The sequence below is a fragment of the Herbiconiux solani NBRC 106740 genome (genome assembly GCF_001571005.1).
GTDB classification, from domain to species: domain Bacteria; phylum Actinomycetota; class Actinomycetes; order Actinomycetales; family Microbacteriaceae; genus Herbiconiux; species Herbiconiux solani.
The window spans coordinates 43,215-62,427 of the sequence record NZ_BCST01000009.1 but is presented as its reverse complement, the minus strand read 5'-3'; the positions used below and the strand labels follow the sequence as shown (position 1 = coordinate 62,427).

General features: G+C 70.6%; 13 protein-coding genes. 2 read left to right on the top strand and 11 right to left on the bottom strand.

All coding sequences use genetic code 11. The features are described from left to right. Window positions 1–54: 54 nt before the first annotated feature. On the bottom strand, window positions 55–1,578 hold the full coding sequence (mmsA, locus tag HSO01S_RS16075; RefSeq protein WP_066043332.1) for a multiple monosaccharide ABC transporter ATP-binding protein: 1,524 nt from the start codon (window positions 1,576–1,578) through the stop codon (window positions 55–57). 156 nt (window positions 1,579–1,734) lie between these two features. Continuing rightward, complete coding sequence (locus HSO01S_RS16070) at window positions 1,735–2,928, bottom strand: ROK family transcriptional regulator (RefSeq protein ID WP_066043330.1); 1,194 nt, start codon at window positions 2,926–2,928, stop codon at window positions 1,735–1,737. 163 nt (window positions 2,929–3,091) lie between these two features. Between HSO01S_RS16070 and HSO01S_RS16065 the strand changes: the two genes are divergently transcribed. Together HSO01S_RS16065 and HSO01S_RS16060 are read left to right on the top strand one after the other, a co-directional pair. Continuing rightward, window positions 3,092–4,522 carry an O-acetylhomoserine aminocarboxypropyltransferase/cysteine synthase family protein gene (locus tag HSO01S_RS16065; protein WP_066043329.1) on the top strand — a complete coding sequence of 477 codons (1,431 nt, stop codon included), beginning with the start codon at window positions 3,092–3,094 and terminating at the stop codon, window positions 4,520–4,522. Window positions 4,523–4,524: 2 nt separating this feature from the next. Further along, complete coding sequence (locus HSO01S_RS16060) at window positions 4,525–5,868, top strand: LLM class flavin-dependent oxidoreductase (RefSeq protein WP_066043327.1); 1,344 nt, start codon at window positions 4,525–4,527, stop codon at window positions 5,866–5,868. A 27-nt stretch (window positions 5,869–5,895) separates the two neighbouring features. Here the strand turns inward: HSO01S_RS16060 and HSO01S_RS16055 are convergent, their stop codons facing one another. From HSO01S_RS16055 to HSO01S_RS16015, 9 genes are all read right to left on the bottom strand, one after another. Continuing rightward, the gene (locus tag HSO01S_RS16055; RefSeq protein ID WP_066043384.1) at window positions 5,896–7,623 is read right to left on the bottom strand and encodes an MDR family MFS transporter; all 1,728 of its coding nucleotides are present in this window, start codon (window positions 7,621–7,623) and stop codon (window positions 5,896–5,898) included. 177 nt (window positions 7,624–7,800) lie between these two features. Next, on the bottom strand, window positions 7,801–8,298 hold the full coding sequence (locus tag HSO01S_RS16050; RefSeq protein WP_066043325.1) for a hypothetical protein: 498 nt from the start codon (window positions 8,296–8,298) through the stop codon (window positions 7,801–7,803). Between the two features lie 9 nt (window positions 8,299–8,307). Beyond that, the gene (locus HSO01S_RS16045; protein WP_066043323.1) at window positions 8,308–8,784 is read right to left on the bottom strand and encodes an LpqN/LpqT family lipoprotein; all 477 of its coding nucleotides are present in this window, start codon (window positions 8,782–8,784) and stop codon (window positions 8,308–8,310) included. A 55-nt stretch (window positions 8,785–8,839) separates the two neighbouring features. Then, complete coding sequence (locus tag HSO01S_RS19140) at window positions 8,840–9,931, bottom strand: hypothetical protein (protein ID WP_066043322.1); 1,092 nt, start codon at window positions 9,929–9,931, stop codon at window positions 8,840–8,842. A gap of 73 nt (window positions 9,932–10,004) precedes the next feature. Beyond that, window positions 10,005–10,271, bottom strand: a complete 267-nt coding sequence (locus HSO01S_RS16035; RefSeq protein WP_066043321.1) for a WXG100 family type VII secretion target — start codon at window positions 10,269–10,271, stop codon at window positions 10,005–10,007. A 141-nt stretch (window positions 10,272–10,412) separates the two neighbouring features. Continuing rightward, a complete protein-coding gene (locus HSO01S_RS16030) occupies window positions 10,413–14,876 on the bottom strand; it encodes a type VII secretion EssC family protein (protein WP_066043320.1) in 4,464 nt (1,487 codons plus the stop codon). Between the two features lie 62 nt (window positions 14,877–14,938). Beyond that, entirely contained in the window at window positions 14,939–15,679 is a 741-nt protein-coding gene (locus HSO01S_RS16025) for an FHA domain-containing protein (RefSeq protein WP_066043319.1), read from the bottom strand. Between the two features lie 37 nt (window positions 15,680–15,716). Next, window positions 15,717–17,468, bottom strand: a complete 1,752-nt coding sequence (locus HSO01S_RS16020; RefSeq protein ID WP_066043318.1) for a serine/threonine-protein kinase — start codon at window positions 17,466–17,468, stop codon at window positions 15,717–15,719. Beyond that, on the bottom strand, window positions 17,465–19,213 hold the full coding sequence (locus HSO01S_RS16015) for an FHA domain-containing protein (RefSeq protein ID WP_066043317.1): 1,749 nt from the start codon (window positions 19,211–19,213) through the stop codon (window positions 17,465–17,467). Before HSO01S_RS16015 ends, HSO01S_RS16020 begins: the two co-directional genes overlap by 4 nt.

Here is a 19,213-nt window from a genome sequence, read left to right as displayed (position 1 = left end):
TGCCCAGGTCTCGGAATGAGAATCGCTTCTTCGCGGGCGCCTCGGTCGATGCGGTCACTTGGTCACAGCCTTCGTCTTCATGGAGGTCATGCTCCTCATCAGGGTTTCGGGATCGGCTTCTTCGGCCGGGATGTCATTGGTGATGGCACCCTCGAAGATCGTGTAGATGCGGTCGGAGACGCCGAGGAGCTCCGGCAGTTCGGACGAGATCATGATGACGCCCTTGCCCTGGGCGGCCAGGTCGCGGATGATGCCGTAGATCTCGGTCTTGGCGCCGACGTCGATGCCGCGGGTGGGCTCGTCGAGGATCAGCAGGTCGGGATCGGTGAACATCCACTTGGCCAGGACGACCTTCTGCTGGTTGCCGCCGGAGAGCTTGCCGACGCCCTCGTTGACCGTGGGGGTCTTGATCCGCAGGCTCTTGCGGTACTGCTCGGCGATCTGGAACTCGGCGATGTCGTTGACGACCTCGGCCTTGGCGATCTTCTTGAGCTTGGCCGAGACGACGGAGCGCTTGATGTCGTCGAGCAGGTTGAGCCCGAGCGCCTTGCGGTCCTCGCTCACGTAGGCGAGACCGTTGTTGATCGCCTCGGTGACGTTGCGGATCTGGATCTCCTTGCCGTCCTTGACGATCTCACCGGAGATGAAGTTGCCGTAGGAGCGGCCGAAGATGCTCATCGCGAGCTCGGTGCGGCCGGCGCCCATGAGGCCCGCGAAGCCGACGACCTCGCCGCGGCGCACGTAGAAGCTGGAGTTCTTCACGACCATGCGCTCGGCGACCTGCGGGTGCTGCACGTTCCAGTTCTTGATCTCGAAGAAGACCTCGCCGATGTTCGACGAGCGCTCCGGGAACCGGTTCTCGAGCGTGCGGCCGACCATGCCGCGGATGATGCGGTCCTCGTTCACGCCGTCGGCCTTGACGTCGAGCGTCTCGATCGTCTTGCCGTCGCGGATGATGGTGATCGCATCCGACACACGCTCGATCTCGTTGAGCTTGTGGGAGATCATGATCGACGAGATGCCGCGGCTCTTCAGCCCCAGGATCAGGTCGAGCAGGTGCTGGGAGTCGGCCTCGTTCAGCGCCGCGGTGGGCTCGTCGAGGATGAGGAGCTTCACCGACTTGTTGAGCGCCTTCGCGATCTCGACCAGCTGCTGCTTGCCGACACCGATGTTCTTGATCTGCGTGTCCGGGTCGTCCGACAGGCCGACGCGGGCGAGGAGCTCGATCGCGCGCTTCTTGGCGGTGACCCAGTCGATCGCGCCAAAGCGGGTGGGCTCGTTGCCGAGGAAGATGTTCTCGGTGATCGACAGCTCCGGGATGAGCGCGAGCTCCTGGTGGATGATGACGATGCCGGCTGACTCGCTGGACTTGATGTCGCGGAAGCGCATCTCCGAACCCTGGAACAGGATGTCGCCGGTGTACGTCCCGTAGGGGTACACACCGGAGAGGACCTTCATCAGGGTCGACTTGCCGGCTCCGTTCTCACCGCAGATCGCGTGGATCTCGTTCGCACGCACCGTGATGGAGACGTCCGAGAGGGCCTTGACCCCGGGGAACTCCTTGGTGATCGAACGCATCTCGAGGATGACGGGATTGTCCCGTGTGTCCCTCGTGTCCGGACCTGTTTCCAACAAGCCGACCTCCTCGTCGTTTCCAACTGCTTCGTCTGACTGAGAAAGTCTGCATCGTCGGAGGCTTGCGGTCAAGTTGTGAACGCAACGTTGAGATAACGCTTAGGTGTCGAATCCGACGGCCTCGAATTCCTGGATGACGATGGCGGCCGCCCCCAGGGCTTCGGCGCGGTCGGTGAAGCTCGAGACGGCGAGCTCGGTGGTGTCGAAGACCACGGGAGAGCTGTACCGCATGAAGCCCGTCCTGACCGGTTCGAGCATCCGGTTGCCGAGGCCGGCGAGCGGGCCGCCGATCACGACCATCCGCGGGTTCAGCAGGTTCGCGATGGCCGCGAGGGCACGGCCGAGGGCCTGCCCGGCGTCGTCGACGACCCGCAGCGTGGCCTTGTCGCCCTCCTCGGCGAGCCGCACGATGTCGGCGGTCGAGCGCACGTTCTGGGGCTCGCGGCTGAGCAGCTCGATCAGGATGGCGGTCGAGGCGATGGTCTCGAGGCAGCCGCGGTTGCCGCAGCGGCAGATCAGCCCGTGCTCGTGGATCGGCAGGTGGCCGATCTCGCCGCTGATGCCGACGTTGCCGCCGAAGATCTCGCCGTCGAGGATGAGGCCCGAGCCGATGCCGGTCCCGACCTTGACGAAGATGAGGTTGTCCACACCTTTGTGCGGCCCCCAGGTGATCTCGGCGATGGCTCCGAGGTTGGCGTCGTTCTCCAGCCTCACGGGCAGCTTGAGCCTGTCCTGGATCTCGTCGACCGTGATGCCCACCCACTGCGGGAGGATCGTGCCGTCGATCACGGTGTGGCTGCGGCTGTCGATCGGCCCGGGCACGCCGAGCCCCACGCCGATCACCGCGGAACGGCTGCGCCCGCAGGTGCCGAGCAGTTCGTCGAGGATGCCGGACGCGACCTCGAGGGCGAAGTCGGCCTCGTGGCCCAGCGGCAGCGGCTGCCACCGCTCGGCGACCACCTTGTGGTCGATCGTGCAGAGGACCACGCGCACGTGGCTGCGGCCGATGTCGATGCCGGCGGCGATCGTGTCGTCGCCCGAGAGGCTGACCGAGAGGGCGCGGCGGCCGGAGCTCGTGGTGGGGGCCGTGGTGAGCAGTCCGCGCTCGACCATCGACTTCACGATGTTGGACACGGTGGCGGTCGACAGCCCGGTCTGGCGCGAGAGTTCGGCCTGCGTGAGGCTGCCGGCCTGCAGCAGCGTGTGCACGATCCGTTGCTGGTTGAGCTTCCGCAGCGCTGCCTGTGATCCCGGGTTCGCGGAGCGGCGCGAGAAGGTGGTGCCGGGCGTCATCCTCGTATCGTGCCTCAGCGCACCGTTGTCGTCAACTAGTTAACGCAACATCGAGTCCATCTCGTGATCCCCCTGCGTTCGCCTGGCCGTAACACAACTTCGTATAAGGGCTGCGGGGCGCGAGCCCGTGCGAACCTGTCCCCACGATCGAGAGGAGACGCCGATGACCGAGCCGAGGACACCGGATGCGCGCCGCAGCGCCCCGGGTTTCGCCACCCGTCAGGTGCACGCCGGCCGCACCGCGGCTGCCGACGGCGTCAACGCCCGGGCGACCCCGATCCACCTCACCGCGGGTTTCGTGTTCGAGGACTTCGGCCAAGCGCGCGACCGCTTCCAGGGTGCGGAGGATGGTTTCACCTACACGCGGATCGGCAATCCCACGAACTCGGCGCTCGAGCGGAGGATCGCCGACCTGGAGGGCGGCACCGACGCCATCCTGGTCGGCAGCGGCCAGGCGGCCGTGTCGGTCGCCGTGCTCGCCCTGCTGCAGGCCGGCGACCACCTCGTCTCGGCCGAGAGCATCTACGAGGGGTCGCGCGGGCTGTTCCTGGAGAACTTCGGCCGGCTCGGCATCGAGACCTCGTTCGTGCGCGAGGCGAACGATCCGCTCGCCTGGGAGCTGGCCATCCGGCCGGAGACGCGGGCGCTGTTCGTCGAGTCGATCCCAAATCCGCGCAACGACCTCGTCGACCTTGCGCTGGTGGCCGGGGTCGCGCACCGGCACGGGATCCCGCTGATCGTCGACAACACCTTCGCGACGCCGTACCTCCTCCGTCCGCTCGAGCACGGGGCCGATGTGGTCGTGCACTCGGCGAGCAAGTTCCTGGCCGGGCACGGGGCGGTGCTCGGCGGTGTGATCGTGAGCGGGGACGGCTTCGACTGGGCGACCCCGGCCTTCCCGCACCTGGTCGAGCCGGCACGGAGCCTGGGGGGCGCGAGCTTCACGGAGCGGTTCGGCGGCGGAGCATTCGCGGCGTACGCGCGCGACGTCGTGGCCTCGCGGTTCGGACCGACGCCGTCCCCGCTCAACGCCTTCCTCATCCAGCAGGGGATCGAGACGCTGTCGCTCCGGGTCGACCGGCAGTCGGCGACCGCCGCCCGGCTCGCCGGCTGGCTCGAGCAGCAGCCCGAGGTCGAGGGGGTCGACTACTCCGGGCTCGCGTCGAGTCCGTTCCACGCGCTCGCCGAGCGGTACCTGCCGGACGGGCAGGGGTCGGTGTTCTCGTTCACGCTGCGGGGTGGTTTGCCGGCGGCCGTGGCCTTCTTCGACGCGGTGGAGCTGTTCACGCGCATGACGCACCTCGGCGACGTGCGCTCGCTCGTCATCCACCCGGCGTCGACCACGCACGCGGCGCGCACCCAGGAGCAGCGCGACGCAGCCGGGATCGGGCCGGGGCTCATCCGCCTGTCGGTGGGGGTCGAGGACCCGGACGACCTGATCGCCGACCTCGAGCGGGGGCTCGCCGCCGTGCGCCGTGCAGTGCGGCCCGCCGCAGCCGCAGTCGCAGCCGAACCCACAGCCCCGACCGTGCTCTCGGCATCCGCGGTCTCGGCGCCCGCGCCCTCGGCGCCCGATCTCGCCGAGGTGGGCTGAGGATGTCGCGACTGCAGCACTTCGGCTGGTTCCTCTCGCGCGGCTTCGGCCCGCACGGCTGGGGCCACCCGTACTGGGAGTGGAACCACGACTGGACCCGCCCCGACCTCTACCAGCAGTCGGCGAAGACCCTGGAGCAGGCGGGCTTCGACCTCGTGATCATCGAGGACGCTCTCTCGCTCGGCAACGCGGACACGCTCGACCTGCGCATTCGGAGCGCCTACGGCGGGCCGAAGCACGACCCGCTGCTGCTCGCCCCCTACCTCTTTGACGCCACGACCCACCTGGGCATCGCGCCGACCGTGAACCCGCTGGCGTACTCGCCGTACCAGGCGGCGCGCCAGTTCGCGACGCTGCAGCACCTGAGTGCGAACCGGTTCGGCATCAACGTGGTGACCGACGTCGGCTCGAGCCGGCACTTCGGCGCCGAGCCGCTCGATCACGACGGCGCCTACGACCGGGCCGAGGAGTGGCTGGGCGCGGTGCGGCGGCTCTGGCACAGCTGGGGTGAGGATGCGCTGATCGCCGACGCCGCGACCGGCCGGTTCGCCGACGGGTCGAAGCTGGATGCGTTCGCGCATCGCGGCGAGCACTACCGGTTCGACGGCCCGCTCAACGCGCTGCCCTTCCCGGGGCTCGGCGCGGGCGGGGCGCTCTCGGGCGACCCGATCGTGGTCTCGCCGGGCGGGTCGCCGCGGGGGCTGGCCTTCGCGGGGGAGCAGTCCGAGGTGCAGCTCGCGCTGGCCTCGCTCGACGTCGAGACGATCCGGGCCTACCGGGCGAAGGTGCACGCGGCGGCGCGTGCGAACGGCCGCGATCCATCCGACATCGACGTGCTGTTCGTGTTCAAGCCGATCATCGTGTCCAGCCGCGAGGAGGCCGACCGGATCGTCGACGCCTCGGCGCACCCGGACGACGAGACGCTGCTCGCGGTGGCCGCCGGGCAGTCCAGCGATCTCGAGACCGACCTCACCGGGCTCGACCTCGACCGGCCGGTCGACCCCGCCATCTTCGGCGACCACGTCTCCCGCGGGACCATCAAGGGGCTCCTCGGACGGTACGACGACTTCGCGGATGCGACGCTCCGCGAGCTGCTCACCGCCAAGGCGCGCCTCGGCCGCATCTCGGACCGGGCCGGTTACGTCGGCACGGCGGAGGAGATCGCCGACTTCATCCAGGAACTCGGCGACGAGGCCGACAACGACGGCTTCATCTTCTCGGGCGACCTGCACCCCGTGACGATCCACCGCATGCTCGGCGAGCTCGTCCCCATCCTCCGCCGCCGAGGCATCCTCCGAACCACCTACGGCGCCGGAGGCCTCCGCGGAAACCTGAGGGACTTCTAACTACCCTCAGGCTTCCGGAACCCGATTTCAGGCTTGGCCGGCCGGCTTCTGGACGGGGACACTTCCGGTGGGGAGGTCGGGGAGGACCAGGGCGCCGGCCTGCTCGGCGGCGAGCTGGGCCTTGACGGCGGCATCCTCGGCCGCGCTCTCCTCGAGGGCCGAGCGCTGACGGAGCGGCGTCGCCTTGAGGAAGAAGCTGAGCACGAACGCGACCGCGACCACCGCGAGGCAGACGAGGAACACGGTCGAGGTGGCGTTGGCCCAGGCGTCCACGAACGGCAGGCTGAGCCGCGAGTCGGCGCCCACGAGGAACGAGGTGTCGCCGCTCAGCGCCGTGCCGAGCGAGGACGGGTCGGTCTGCGCGTTCGCGAGCACCTGCAGGATGGCGGCATTGGCCGGGTTCGCCTGCACCGCGGGGTCGGCCGCGGCCGCCTGCGTGCCGGCGATGATCTCCGGGTTCGTGAACGCGTCCAGCAGGGTGTTGCCCAGGCGCGAGAACAGCACCGAGAACACCACGGCCGTGCCCAGCGTTCCACCGATCGAGCGGAAGAAGGTCGAGCTCGACGTGGCCACGCCGATGTCCCGCGGGCCGACCGAGTTCTGCGACGCGATCGTGAGGGTCTGCATGAGCTGGCCCAGTCCGAGGCCGATCACGAGCATCCCGATCAGCACGTACCAGACCGGCTTGTCGGCCGAGACGAAGCTCATGTAGATGAACGCGACCACCAGCAGACCCGTGCCGAGCGTCGGGAAGATCTTGTACCGGCCGGTGCGCGAGATCAGCTGGCCCGACACGATCGAGGAGATCATGAGGCCCAGCACCATCGGGATCATCAGCAGTCCGGCCTGGGTGGGCGTCGCGCCCGTGGCGATCTGCAGGTAGTTCGGGATGGTCATCATGGCCCCGAACATCCCGAAGCCGACCAGCACGCCGAGGATCGTCGCGACCGTGAAGGTCGACGACTTGAAAAGCTTCAGCGGAATGATCGCGTCGTCGCCCATGCGGCGCTCGACCACGATGAACAGCGCGAGTCCGAGCGGCGCGAGCACGTAGCAGAGGATGGCGCCCCACGAGCCCCAGCCCCACTCGCGGCCCTGCTCGGCGACGAGGAGGATCGGCACGACGGTGACGATGACCGCGACCACGCCCCACCAGTCGATGCGCACCTCGCGCTTGGTGTGCGGGATGTGCAGGAAGAGCAGCACGATGACCATCGCGACCGCGCCGATCGGCAGGTTCAGCAGGAAGATCCAGCGCCATCCGGTGATGCCGAGGATCTGGGGTGCGCCGGAGAGGAGGCCGCCCAGCAGCGGGCCGATCACGCTCGAGATGCCGAAGGTGGCGAGGAAGTAGCCCTGGTACTTGGCGCGCTCGCGGGGGGCGAGGATGTCGCCCATCACCGTGAGGGCCAGCGACATCAGACCGCCGGCGCCGAGGCCCTGGATGGCCCGGAAGATCGCGAGCTGGTACATGTCGGTCGCGAGCCCGGCCAGCAGCGAACCGATCAGGAAGATGACGATCGCGATGATGTAGAGCGGGCGTCGCCCGAAGATGTCGGAGAGCTTGCCGTACAGCGGCGTCGAGATGGTCGACAGGATGAGGTAGCCGGTCGTCACCCAGGCCTGGAGGCTGATGCCGTCGAGGTCGTCGCCGATCGTGCGCATCGACGTGCCGACGATCGTCTGGTCGAGCGAGGCGAGGAACATGCCCGCCATCAGTCCGAAGATGATGAACAGGATCTGCCGGTGGGTCATCTTCCCGCCGGATTCCTCGAACTGCTTGGCACGGGCCTCCGACGCTGATCGGCGGGACGACGGATTGGTGCGCGACATGGGCATCCTCGGGAAAGAGAAGAGAACGGGGGAACGCGCGAACATTGCGCAGACTGCAAAGTTACACCCGCTGCATCCCGCCCTCAACCGAGGGGGGCCTCAGCCGCCGAAGAGCTTCCCGAACAGGCCCTTCTTCTTGGCCTCCCAGCCGCCCTGCTCGAGCGCCGCGATGAGCGGCTGCTTGATCTCGTCGGTGGTGAAGGAGTACCCGTAGAGGTTGCCGTCGTGCGTGCCTTGCCGGTCGGTCGTGCGCGCGGCCGACCCGACGCCGAACGAGAAGCTCTTCTTGTTCTGGTTGCCCTTGAAGGTCGAGGCCGAGCCGCCGATGCTGAATCCGCCGCCACCGGTGCTGCGGACGCGCGTCTCGCTCCGCGACTCGGTCTCGTCGAACTCCCACTGGGACTCGGCGGGATCCAGGGTCACCCGGAGCTCGTAGGAGGCGTCGATGGTGCCGGCCGCGGTGATCGCGGCCCACTTCACGTCGGCGTACTTCCAGACGGCCTGGATGCCGTAGGGGGCCGCCTGATACACGAAGGGCAAGTCGTCGCTGTTGAGCGCGAGCACACGGGCCTGGGCCTGTTCGAAGGTGTCTGCCATGGTTCGAGCCTAGGCCGCGCTCGTGGCGCTCGCCTGGATCTCGCGCAGCTCGCCCCAGAGCTCGGTGGCCTGCTCGCCGGTGGCGGTGACCGTGAGCTGCACCAGGTCGGTGACCGGGCCGTTCTCGACCACGGCGATCCGCACACCCTGCATCAGGGTGCCGACGCGCTCGTCGGGGTAGCTGAACTCGATGCGGTACCCGGGCGTGCCGAGCACCTCGAGCTCTTCGCGGCCGAGTTCGACGACACCCGGGATGCTCGCCACCCGGGCGACCACGGCGTCGATCGCCGTCTGCAGCGAGTAGTCGGAGCCGAAGCGGGAGACGGCGACGACCACGTTGGGCCGGAACTGGCCCTGCTCGACGGTCTTGCCGGCGGCGAGCACCGCGCCGGAGACCGAGAGCGCCTGCCAGTCGTCGGGCAGCGTGAGGGTGACGGACGGGAACGCCGGAGCGGACTCGCCGGGGAAGGTCAGCGTGTGAGTCATGGGTTCAGCCTTTCAGCTTTGGGGATCGGTGAGGAAGAAGGGGGACGGATGCGGATCAGAACCCGAAGAACCCGGCGACGGAGTCGACGGCGTCCTGCGGGCTGAACGAGATGTCGAAGTTGACGCCCGCGCCGATTCCCAGCGCGGCTCCGACGTCGACACTCACGCCGATCTCGTCCATCGAGATGCTCGCGTCGACGTTGGCGTGGGCTCCGATGCCGGCGTAGACCTCGGCACCGCCTCCCGCGGTCACACCGACGGCCGAGACACTGCCGTCCACTCCGGCCTGAGCGCCTGCAAAGGCGTCGAAGCCGGCGTTCGCACCGATGCCGTCGGGTCCGATCGTCGCGCCCACCTCGGCGTTGGCCTCGGCTCCGGCCATCGCGGAGGCGCTGCCTTCCGCCCCGGCCAGACCGTTCAGCACCGAGACGGAGCCGTCGGCCGAGGCCTCGGCGCCCACCATCGCGCTGGCGGAGGCGTTGGCCTCCGCGCCGTCCAGGCTGATGCCCGCGCTGGCGCCGGCATCCGTGTCGATCCCGACGAAGGCATCGGCGTTGCCCTCACCCGAGACGGTTCCGTTGTCGAACTCGCCGTGCGCTTCCGCTCCGGCGCCCCACTGCCATTGAGCGTTGGCGTCGGCACTGGCGGAGGTCGGGCCGGTCTCGGTGCCGGCCGAGGCCGAACCGTCGGCCTCGAAGCCGTGGGCGTCGCTGGAGCTGCTGGAGCCGTCACCCTCGCCGCCGACTCCGCCCCCGCCGCCACCGCCGCCTGAGCTGCCACCGCCTGAGCTGCCGCCGCCTCCCGAGCCGCCGGAGCCGGAGCCGCCGGAGCCGCCCGATCCCGAGCCGCCGCCCGATCCGCCGCCACCCATGGTGTCGGTGGAGGCCGCGTCCTGCTCGTCGGCGTTCTTGAGCAGGTCACCGCTACCGCCCTGGAGGGCGCTGACCGCGGCCTTGAGCTTCGCGGTGTGCGTCCCGTTCCAGTCGGCGCGGAAGCCGGTCGCATCCGGACCCTTCCAGGCGTGCGCCTGATTGACGCTCGTGGTCAGGGTGGACGTGACCGTGTTCAGTTGATCGGCGGCAGTCTCGAACTGCTTCGCCAGTTTTCGAAGCGCGGCGACATCCGCTCCGTAGAATCCCCCAGGCATGGCTCCCTCTCAGCGCGTGGATAGGTCGGGACGACGGAAGGCGGGGGCCCCGGAGGACCCCCGCCGATTCCGACTAGGCGTTGGAGGTGGCCTCCTGGTCGCTGGCGTTCTTCGACGCCTTCTGCGAAGCGTCCTCGAGAGCGGTGATGACCTGCTTGAGGGCGGCGGTGTGCGTGGTGTTCCACTCGTTGCGGAAGCCCTCCGCGTCCGGACCGGTCCACTGCACGCTCTGGAGAGCGGTGGTGAGCGTGGTCAGGATCTGCTGGACCTGCTGCGACTGCGTGTTGAGCTGCTTGCTGAGCCCGCGAACCTGCTCGACGTCAAGACCCCATACGGCCATTGTTCTCTCCTTTTCGTTCCGCGGCCCGGGCTGTCCGGTTCCGCTACTTCTCGTGAGGTCGTCCTCACAAGAAAGACACTATTGAGCGCTTCGGCGAACGTCGATGGGGAGAACTACCCATGCCTCCCCATGCCCCGTCCGTCAGTCGTCCCGGGTGGCCAGCTGCACCTTCGTGAGCCGTCCGCCCTGGATGAAGAATCCCCGGCCAGGCGGCAGATCCGAGCGCTTGAAGCGCCCGAGCGAGGTGCCGAGCAGGGAGTCGCCGTCGAGCTCTCCCGGCACGAGCAGGAGCCCGCGCTTGGAGTTCTTGAACGGCCCCGCGAGGGTCCAGGCCGCCGACCAGGTCGACGACTCGCTCTCGCCGATCACGAACACGTCGTCCCGGAGGGCGCGTCTCACCAGCCGGTCGACGTCGGCCTCGGCCGGGGAGCCGTTGAGCTCCCCGACGTTCTCGACGAAGAGCGCGAACTGCGTCGGCTTCAGCGTCTCGGCGTCCAGCTGCGACGAGACGTCGTCGGCGAAGGCGGATATCTGGGCCGGGTCCGACAGCGACAGGCTCCAGATCGGCAGCGGGGTCAGGGTCGTGCGGCGCGGCGAGATGTGCACGAGGCGGATGCCGGGGTCGGCCCGTCGCAGAGCCGTCGCGATCGTCGCGAGCGCGGTCGAGCGCCCGCTGCCGGCCGTTCCGGCCACGAGCAGGGCGCCGCTCGGCTTGATCGAGAACGGCCCGAGGGTGTCGTCCCGCACGCCCACGACGGGCGCGCCACCGGAGACCGCGGGCAGCGTGCCGAGCGGGATCGAGTCGGCCAGGGTACGGATGGGCGCCGCCGGCGTGACCTTCTGCCGCTCCATCGCCTCGGCGAGCTTGGCGATCTCACGGGCCTGGATGGCGACGTTCGAGTCGGCTCCGAGCACCGCGACCTGCACCTCGTCGCCGTCCATCACCCCGCGACCGGGCGGGGAGACCGCGCTCAGCGTGTCCTTGGGGGCGCCGACCAGCGAGTAGTCGTCCTCGTTCGCCATCCGGAGGATCAGCCGGCGCTGGATCGTCGAGCCGAGCGAGGCCGGCACCGAGTTCGGGCGGTCGCCGGTGATCACGATGTGCACGCCGACGCCGCGGCCGTCGGTGGCGATCTGCGAGAAGGTGGTGAACCAGGCCGAGTGCCCGCCGAATTCGTACTGGTCGCGGAAGGCGCCGATGCCGTCGACGAGCACCAGGATGCGCGGCTCCTCGGGCGCCCCGGCGAGCCGGCGGTACTCGCCGATCGAGCCGGCGCGCACCGCGGAGTAGCGGATCGAGCGGTCGTCGACCAGGTCGCGCAGCATCCTGAGCAGCCGGATGACCCGCTCCTCGTCGTCGCCGGAGATGATCGCGCCGACGTGCGGGAGGTCTTCGAGCATGGTGAGCCCGCTCGAGCCGAAGTCGAGCCCGTAGACGTGCACGGGCCCGCCGCGGGGGGTGATCGCCGCCGAAACGGCGATCGTGCGCAGGGTGGCGCTCTTGCCGGAGCCACCCGTGCCGTAGATGGCCATGTTGCCGTCGCGGTCGGGCTCGTAGAAGACGGTCGGCTGGCTCTGCGTGGCCGGGTCGTCGATCACGCCGAGCAGCAGCTGCTCATCCGTGCGCGGGTTCGGCAGCAGCGAGAAGTCGTAGACCGCGGCGAGCTCGTCGAGCCAGGGCTTGCGGGGCTCGGGGATGTTGGCGAGCGAAGCGGCGGTGCGGATGCTCGACACCAGCCGGGCGATGTCGTTCGGCCCCTGCTCGGCCGACTCCGGCGTCTCGGTCTCGGGGATGTCCCAGTTCGCGCCGGCGCCGAAGTCCATCTCGGTGAGGTCGATCCGCGGGCGCGTCGGCTCGTTCGTGGTCCAGCCGCCCGCGTAGCCGGTCTGGAAGGGCGCGATCCGCCCCGGGCCCGTCTTCGCGGCACCACGGCCGGGGATCGACTGGTCGAAGTAGGCGGCCATCGGGTCGCCCAGGATGTCGCTGGAGTCGTCGGCGTCGGCCATCCGGAGCGCGATGCGCAGGTTGGTGTTGGCGCGCAGGTTGTCCTTGATCACGCCCGCCGGCCGCTGGGTGGCGAGGATGAGGTGGAGGCCGAGGGACCGTCCGCGCTGGGCGACGTCGACGACGCCGTCGACGAACTCGGGCACCTCCTGCACCAGGGCGGCGAACTCGTCGACCACGATCAGGAGGCTCGGCGGGGTGTCCGGGTCGCCGGTCTTCTCGAGCGACACCAGGTCTTTCGCCTTCTTGCGGTTGAGCAGGTGCTCCCGGTAGCGGAGCTCGGCCCGGAGGCTGGTCAGGGCCCGGCGCACCAGGTGCGGGCTCAGGTCGGTGACGAGCCCCACGGTGTGCGGCAGCGCGACGCAGTCGGCGAAGGCCGCGCCGCCCTTGTAGTCGATGAAGAGGAAGGTGGCGCGGTCGGGGCTGTGCGCCGCGGCCATGCCGAGCACCCAGGACTGCAGGAACTCGCTCTTGCCGGCACCGGTCGTGCCGCCCACGAGCGCGTGCGGGCCCTGGTTGCGGATGTCGAGGTAGAACGGCTCGGTGCCGGAGTGGCCGACCAGGGCGCGGAGCGATCCGGCGTGCTTGCGGCGCTGGAACGGCGAGCCGTCGCGCACGGCGATCGAGTTGCTCTCGCGCCAGCGGTCGATCACGGCCTCGGGCACCTCGGCGAGTTCGCTGCCGACGAGGGAGAGGTAGGAGACCTGGCGGGGCAGGTCGGAGTCGTCGTCGATCGGCGCACCCACGTCGATGACCGGTGCCAGCTGGCGGGCCAGCCGGTGCGCGGTGTCGGCGTCGACGGTCTCGCACTCGAGCGGGAAGGTGTGCTCGCCGAGGCGCACCTGGCCCGCAGTTCCCGACTTCGGGTCCTGGTCGATGCTCACGAAGCTGCGGCACGCGGCCGGCAGGTGGGCGATCGAGGGAGCCGACCAGACCACGTGCACGTTGGCGTCGGCCCCGCGCTCGACGATCCGGGTGAGGCGGCCGCGGTCCAGCGGGGTGTCGTCCTCGATCACGAGCAGCACCGAGGGCGTGATCGGGTGCTCGAGCTCGTCGCCCTCGCCTCCGCCCGTGCTGCCGCCCTTGCGGCGGGAGGTGTCGATCGGGCCGCGAGGGCTCGGCGCTCCCGTGGTGCGGGCGTCGATCAGCTCCTCGATCCTGGCCAGCAGCGAGGCGCCGCTGCCGGGGTTGTCGGCGAGGTGGTCCCCGGCGAGCGGGCTGTGCGGCGACGAGGTGTGGGGCAGCCATTCCAGCCACTCCCAGGTCGCGCGCGAGGTCGGCGAGACGAGCGCGCAGACGACGAGCTCGGCCGGGGAGTGCAGGCCGACGAGCTGGGTCAGGATGCCGCGGGCGACGCCCTGGCGCTCGGCCGCGCCGCCGGCGACCCCGAGGGCGCCCGCGCGACGGAACTCGACCACGATGGGCACGCCGTCGATCCGCGAGAACCGGTCGGCGACCTCCTCGACCTGGGCGTAGTACTCCGGCAGGGCGTCGTTCTCGCTCGGCGTGGTCACCGCGTCGCGGCTGGGCGCGGTTCCGAGGCCCAGGCGTGCGGTGAGGAAGGTCGGATGCTCGGGTCGGTTCGTCCACATCAGCTGGCCGAGCCGCTGCACGGCGTCGATGGTCGCCGTGACCGGCGGGGCCTCGGAGACCCTGACCGCCCGCTGCACCCGCTGCTTCTCGTGCATCGAGGTCACGAAGGCGTCGAGGGATTCGGTGAACTGCTTGATCGCATCCCGAAGCTGGCCGCGGGTCTGCAGCTTGTGGTCGACCCAGGTGCCGATCATCAGGATCGGGCTGAGCGCGATGAAGATCAGGCTGAGCGCCGAGCCGGTGGCGAGGAAGAGGATCGGGCCCATGATCAGGGGCGCGATCAGCGCGACGAGCGGGAAGCGCAGCGGGGCCGGCTTCTTCGGCGGGGTGGGTGCCGGGTACTCGTCGCCGGGGTAGCGCGCGACCACGCGCGGCGACCGGTTGAACTCGATCACCGGGGTCGACGGAGCCGCCCCGCCCAGCCGCTGCAGCGGAACCACGCAGATCGCGGTGTCGCCGAGCACGACGACGTCGGCCGAGGTCAGCGCGGTGCGGGCGACCTGCTCGCCGCCCATCAGCAGGCCGTTCGCCGACTTCATGTCGATGATCTCGACCTGCTCGCCGATGTTGATGCGCGCGTGGCGCTTCGAGACGAGCGTGTCCGACAGGCGCACGTCGATCCCGCGCTCGCGGCCGATGTAGCTCGAGCCGAACGGGAGCGGGAACTCAGCCCCCGCATCCGGGCCGCTGAGCACACGCAGGGTCGCGGCGGCGGGCCCCGAGGCGCCGGGCGAGACGTAGCCCTCGCTGGCCTGCACGAGGTCGAGCACCGAGCCCGAGCGCACTCCCGCGTCGAGGAGGTTCGAGGCCGGGTCGGCGACGCGCTGCTCGCCCGAGGAGGCGCTGATCTGCAGCGTGAGCTTCTGGGTCGGGGCCTCGCCGGAGCGCTGGGGGTCGGCGACGTAGATCGCGTCGGCGATGTCACCGACGCTCGCCGTCGCGTCGGCCGTGATCACCAGGTTGCTGGTGCTGCCGCCGGGGCGTCGGAGGGTGGCTTTGATGCGCATCCGGTACTACCTGTCGATCGGAGGGGGAGTCGGGGAGGGTTGCGGGCCGCGGGCGGCGCCGGTCACTCGGTCACGTCGTCCTGGGGCTCGTCGAGGAGCGGGAGGTCGGCCTTCGTGACCAGCCGGGAGAGCACGGCGTACTCGACCAGTCGCGCCCGCCGGTTCGTGGCGAGGGCGCCGACGCCGCCGCGGAGTCCCTCGACCCCGGTGCGGCTGAGCTTGTCGCAGACGTTGTCGAGCTTGCGGTTGAACCGGCTGAGGGCCCAGCCGAGCCGCTCGGCCGCGGCCTGCGACGAGGGGATCTCGCTGGTGCCGGTGCCGTCGCGCTTCAGCATGGTCTCGGCGAGGGCGAGGATCAGGAGCTTCTGGGAGGAGGTGAAGCTCACGGCTCCCACAGTCGTCGCGCCGCTGCCGTTCGGAACCGGGCTGGCGTCGATGAAGGTCGGCGCCGAGGTGTGCACCGTGAACTCGTAGCTGGTGGGGCCGGCGGTGAAGACCACCGTGGTGAGGCCGAAGACGATCGGCATCCGCGCGCCGGGGGCGAGCCAGGCCTGCATCGTGCGCGAGGCGTCCGAGACGGTCGCCGAGAGGCGCGAGCCGACGTTCGAGAGCCACCACATGCCGTCGATGTTCGCGATCTGCAGGAACCGGCGGTGCAGGTACTGGTTGTCGTCGATGTCGAGGTCGGCGTCACGGCCGATCTCGAAAGGCTTCTCGCGGTCGAGCGGGAACCACTCGCCGCAGAACTCAACGCTCGCGTCGGAGTGGTGGGCCGCGGTCGGGGCGGTCTGGTCGATGGTCATGGCCGGCAACCCTTCGTCATGGCGTGCGTCGGATCCGTCATGGCGTGCATCCGATCGTCGGTTCAGAGCCCTTGCCGTCGCTGCGGACGACGCTGACCTCGATGCACACCGAGGCGGCGCCGCCGGTCGGGACGGTGACTGTCGGCTGGTCGATGCGCACGGCCTGGTTGGTCTGGCCGGGGGTCACGACGGCCCAGCGGTAGGTGTCGCCGGACTCGGGGGCGGGGTCGTCCCAGGTGAAGACGGCGTTGCCGTCGACCCCGACGGCCCCCGTCACGGCGGTGGGGCCGGGCACGGTGGAGTTGGTGATCTGGATCTGGTCGACCGGCTTGTCGGTCTCGGTCGCATCCTGCTGGGCGGGGCTCCCGGCTCCGCCGTTCAGGGCGAAGACGATGGCTCCCACACCGATCACGAGCACGAGGGCGGCGCCGCCGAGGATGTAGGGCAGCGGGCGGCGGCGGGAGGGGGATGCGCCGGTCGGGTCACCGGAGTCGGGACCGGTCGGCGGGCGCTGCACGGTCTGCTCGACCGGGGGGTCGTCGACGTAGAAGGTGCGGGTACCTGGGGCGCCTGATCCGGTGCCGCGCGGCCGGGCCGGAGTTCCGGTGGAGCCGGGAGGGGCAGAAATGCCCGTGCCGGTCGGCGCCGCACCCGGGAGGGCGGGAGCGGGGGCGGAGCCCCGGCGCTGCGTGCGCTCGGTGACGTCGGGGAGGGCCGAAGCGGCCGGGGGAGCCCCCGCCGGCGACGAGAAGGTCGGCACCTGGCCCGATCGCGACGGTGCACCGCGGCCCGGTGTGGTGCGGCCGGGCGCGGTGCGGCTCGGGGCCGGTCCGGTCGGGTCGATGGTGACGATCCCGCGGATGCGGGTGTTGCCGTCGTCCTCCTCCTCGAGGTCGTCGGTCGGAAGCTGGTCGTCGAGCACGTCGGCGGGGGTGACCGAGAGGCTCAGCTCGAGCTGCACCTTCTGCAGGGCCCGGGCGAACTCGAGGGCCGAGGAGTAGCGCGAACGCTCGTCCTTCGCCATCGAGGTCGCGAGCACCTCCTCGAGCGAGGGCGGGACGTCGGCGCGGCCGGTCGGCTGCAGGGTCGAGCCCTGGATGCGGGCGATCAGGTCGAGCCCCGAGTTCGACCCGCCGGCCACCTCGAACGGCGAGCGGCCCGCCAGGATCGTGTAGACCGTGGCCCCGAGCGAGTAGATGTCGGCGCCGGTGCCGCTGGAGGGGTCGGAGCCGAAGACCTCCGGAGGCGACCAGGGGATCGACATGCCGACCGACTCCTGCTCGCCGCCGCCGCCCACGAGCGCGACCGAGATGCCGAAGTCGGTGAGGGCCGGGCGGTTGTATTCCGTGACGAGAATATTGGCCGGCTTGATGTCGCGGTGCAGGATGCCGGCGCGGTGCGAGGTCTCGACGGCGCCGGCGACCTGGATGCCGATCCGTAGCGCCTCGGCGACGCTGATCTTCTCGCGGCGGTACCGCGCGCCCAGGTTGGGCTTGGGGCAGTACTCCATCGCCAGGTACGGGCGGCCGTCTCCGGCGATGTCGGCCTGGTAGATCGTCACGATCGACGGATGCGTCGACAGCTGCGCCATCAGGTTGGCCTCGGCGTCGAAACTCTCGCGTGCGCCCTCGGTGAGCGCCTCGGAGAGCAGGACCTTGATGGCGACGCGGCGGCGGGGCATCCGCTGCTCGTAGAGGAAGACGTCGGCGAAGCCGCCGGAGCCGAGCAGCTGCACGTAGGAGAAGCCCGGGATCTCGGGCGGCGCGGAGGGCGGACGACGGGCGTTCACCGGATCTCCTCGAAGGTCACGTTGATGCCCTCGCCGAGATCGACGACGTCGCCCGAGAGCACGAGCACGGGCTCGTTGGGCCCCAGGCGGAGCGGCGGCGAGCCGTCGCGGTGCAGCACCGAGCCGTTGGTCGTTGCGAGGTCGACCACGAGAACGTGTCGGCCCTCGAGGCGCACCTCGAGGTGGTTGCGCGAGATGTCCTGCTCGGGGCTGGCGACCGTGACGAGCACGGGCACCTGGTCGGCCTGCACGCGGTTGACGCGGGGGCGCCGGCCGATGATGATCGGGCGGTCGAGCTCGTAGCGCTCGCCGGTCGAGAGCAGCACGCGGCCGAGGGAGCCCGCTACACCCGGGTCGGCGACCGGCGCGGCCGACTCGAGGCGGCGCAGGGCGTCGAGCTCGGACACCGAGATCGTGAGGCCGTCGTGGTCGGTGTCGGCGTCGGTCTCTGCGCCTGTGGCGTTGGCGGTGGCGGTGGCGGTGGCGGGTGCGGGCACGGATGCGGATGCCGGCGGCACGGTGGTGCCGGTCAGGTTCTCGCTGCCCGACGAGGCGCCGAGCGACCCGAAACCGGGCACGCTGTCGATGAGGCCGCCGGTCTGCACCGGGAGGGCGGGAGCGGGAGCGGCGGCGGGTGTCGATGCGGCGGGGGCGGCTGCCGGGAGGCCGGGATCCGCCGCGGTGGGCGGGGTGAACGCGGGGCCTGCGCCTGCGCCCGCACCCTCGGCGGGCCCGGATCCGGGCTCGTCCTCGGTCTCATCTTCGTCGAGGTCGCGCACGGCGGCATCCTCGACGGACTTCACCACGGTCGCACCCCAGAGGTGGTCGTAGGCGTCGTCGGGCAGCTCGGTCTGCGTGTGCTCCACGTCACCGAGCGGTGTCTCCGCGTCGTCGACGGGCGCGAGGTCCTGGACCGGCGCGAAGTCTTCCACCCGGTCCGGGTCCGGCGTCTCGTCCGCGGCGGCGGGCTCCTCGACCTCGACGACCGGTGCGGCGTCCTGCGCCCCCTCGACAGGGTCGGCGTCGTCGACGAGCTCGGTCAGCCCGGCGGGCGCGTCCACCTCGGCCGGGCCCACCCCGGCGGCGTCCACCGGCTGCGCGGCCTCGACGGCCTCGACGGGCTCGGGGATCAGCGTCGCATCCGGGATGCCGGCTGCCGCATGATCGCTCGCAGAGACCGGCGCGGGCGCGGCGGCGGGCGGTGCCGCCACCGGTGCCACCGGCGCCGCTGACACCACGGCCGCAGGAGTGGAGAGCCCGGCCTGTGCGGCCGGCGGGGCCGCGGCAGAGACCTCGTCCACCACCAGCTCGAGAGCGCTGCACAGCACGACCCCGTCGGTGATGCCGTACCACTCGCCGCCAGCATCCTCCGAGCCCGGCGTGCGAACGGTCGCGCGACGGGCGACCGAGACCGCCCGCTCGTTCCAGGTGGTCACGTCGGCACCCGAGACCACGACGACCGTGCCGTCGGCCTCGACCAGCTCGATCGCGGGCTCGCCGCGCACCGCGAGCCGCAGCCCGCCGTTCTCCGCCACGGTCGCGACCGCGAACGGCGGCAGGGCGCTGAGGCTCGTGCCGAACGCTCCCGTCAACGACTCGAGCACGGCGCCGAGGCCCTTGCCCTCCTCGAGCGAGGCCCAGATCCGGCCGAGCAGCTCGGCGTCGACGGTCTCGGGCAGAACGGCGACGCCCTGCGGCGAGACCACGGCCCGCCAGGGGCCCGGCGTGTAGCGCACTGCGGTCAT

Coding starts and splice junctions, on each gene's coding strand:
- HSO01S_RS16065 (WP_066043329.1), top strand. CDS start 3,092: ATGACCGAGCCGAGGACACCGGATGCGCGCCGCAGCGCCCCGGGTTTC.
- HSO01S_RS16015 (WP_066043317.1), bottom strand. CDS start 19,213: ATGACCGCAGTGCGCTACACGCCGGGCCCCTGGCGGGCCGTGGTCTCG.
- HSO01S_RS16030 (WP_066043320.1), bottom strand. CDS start 14,876: ATGCGCATCAAAGCCACCCTCCGACGCCCCGGCGGCAGCACCAGCAAC.
- mmsA (WP_066043332.1), bottom strand. CDS start 1,578: ATGCGTTCGATCACCAAGGAGTTCCCCGGGGTCAAGGCCCTCTCGGAC.
- HSO01S_RS16070 (WP_066043330.1), bottom strand. CDS start 2,928: ATGACGCCCGGCACCACCTTCTCGCGCCGCTCCGCGAACCCGGGATCA.
- HSO01S_RS16060 (WP_066043327.1), top strand. CDS start 4,525: ATGTCGCGACTGCAGCACTTCGGCTGGTTCCTCTCGCGCGGCTTCGGC.
- HSO01S_RS16045 (WP_066043323.1), bottom strand. CDS start 8,784: ATGACTCACACGCTGACCTTCCCCGGCGAGTCCGCTCCGGCGTTCCCG.
- HSO01S_RS16025 (WP_066043319.1), bottom strand. CDS start 15,679: ATGACCATCGACCAGACCGCCCCGACCGCGGCCCACCACTCCGACGCG.
- HSO01S_RS16050 (WP_066043325.1), bottom strand. CDS start 8,298: ATGGCAGACACCTTCGAACAGGCCCAGGCCCGTGTGCTCGCGCTCAAC.
- HSO01S_RS19140 (WP_066043322.1), bottom strand. CDS start 9,931: ATGCCTGGGGGATTCTACGGAGCGGATGTCGCCGCGCTTCGAAAACTG.
- HSO01S_RS16055 (WP_066043384.1), bottom strand. CDS start 7,623: ATGACCCACCGGCAGATCCTGTTCATCATCTTCGGACTGATGGCGGGC.
- HSO01S_RS16035 (WP_066043321.1), bottom strand. CDS start 10,271: ATGGCCGTATGGGGTCTTGACGTCGAGCAGGTTCGCGGGCTCAGCAAG.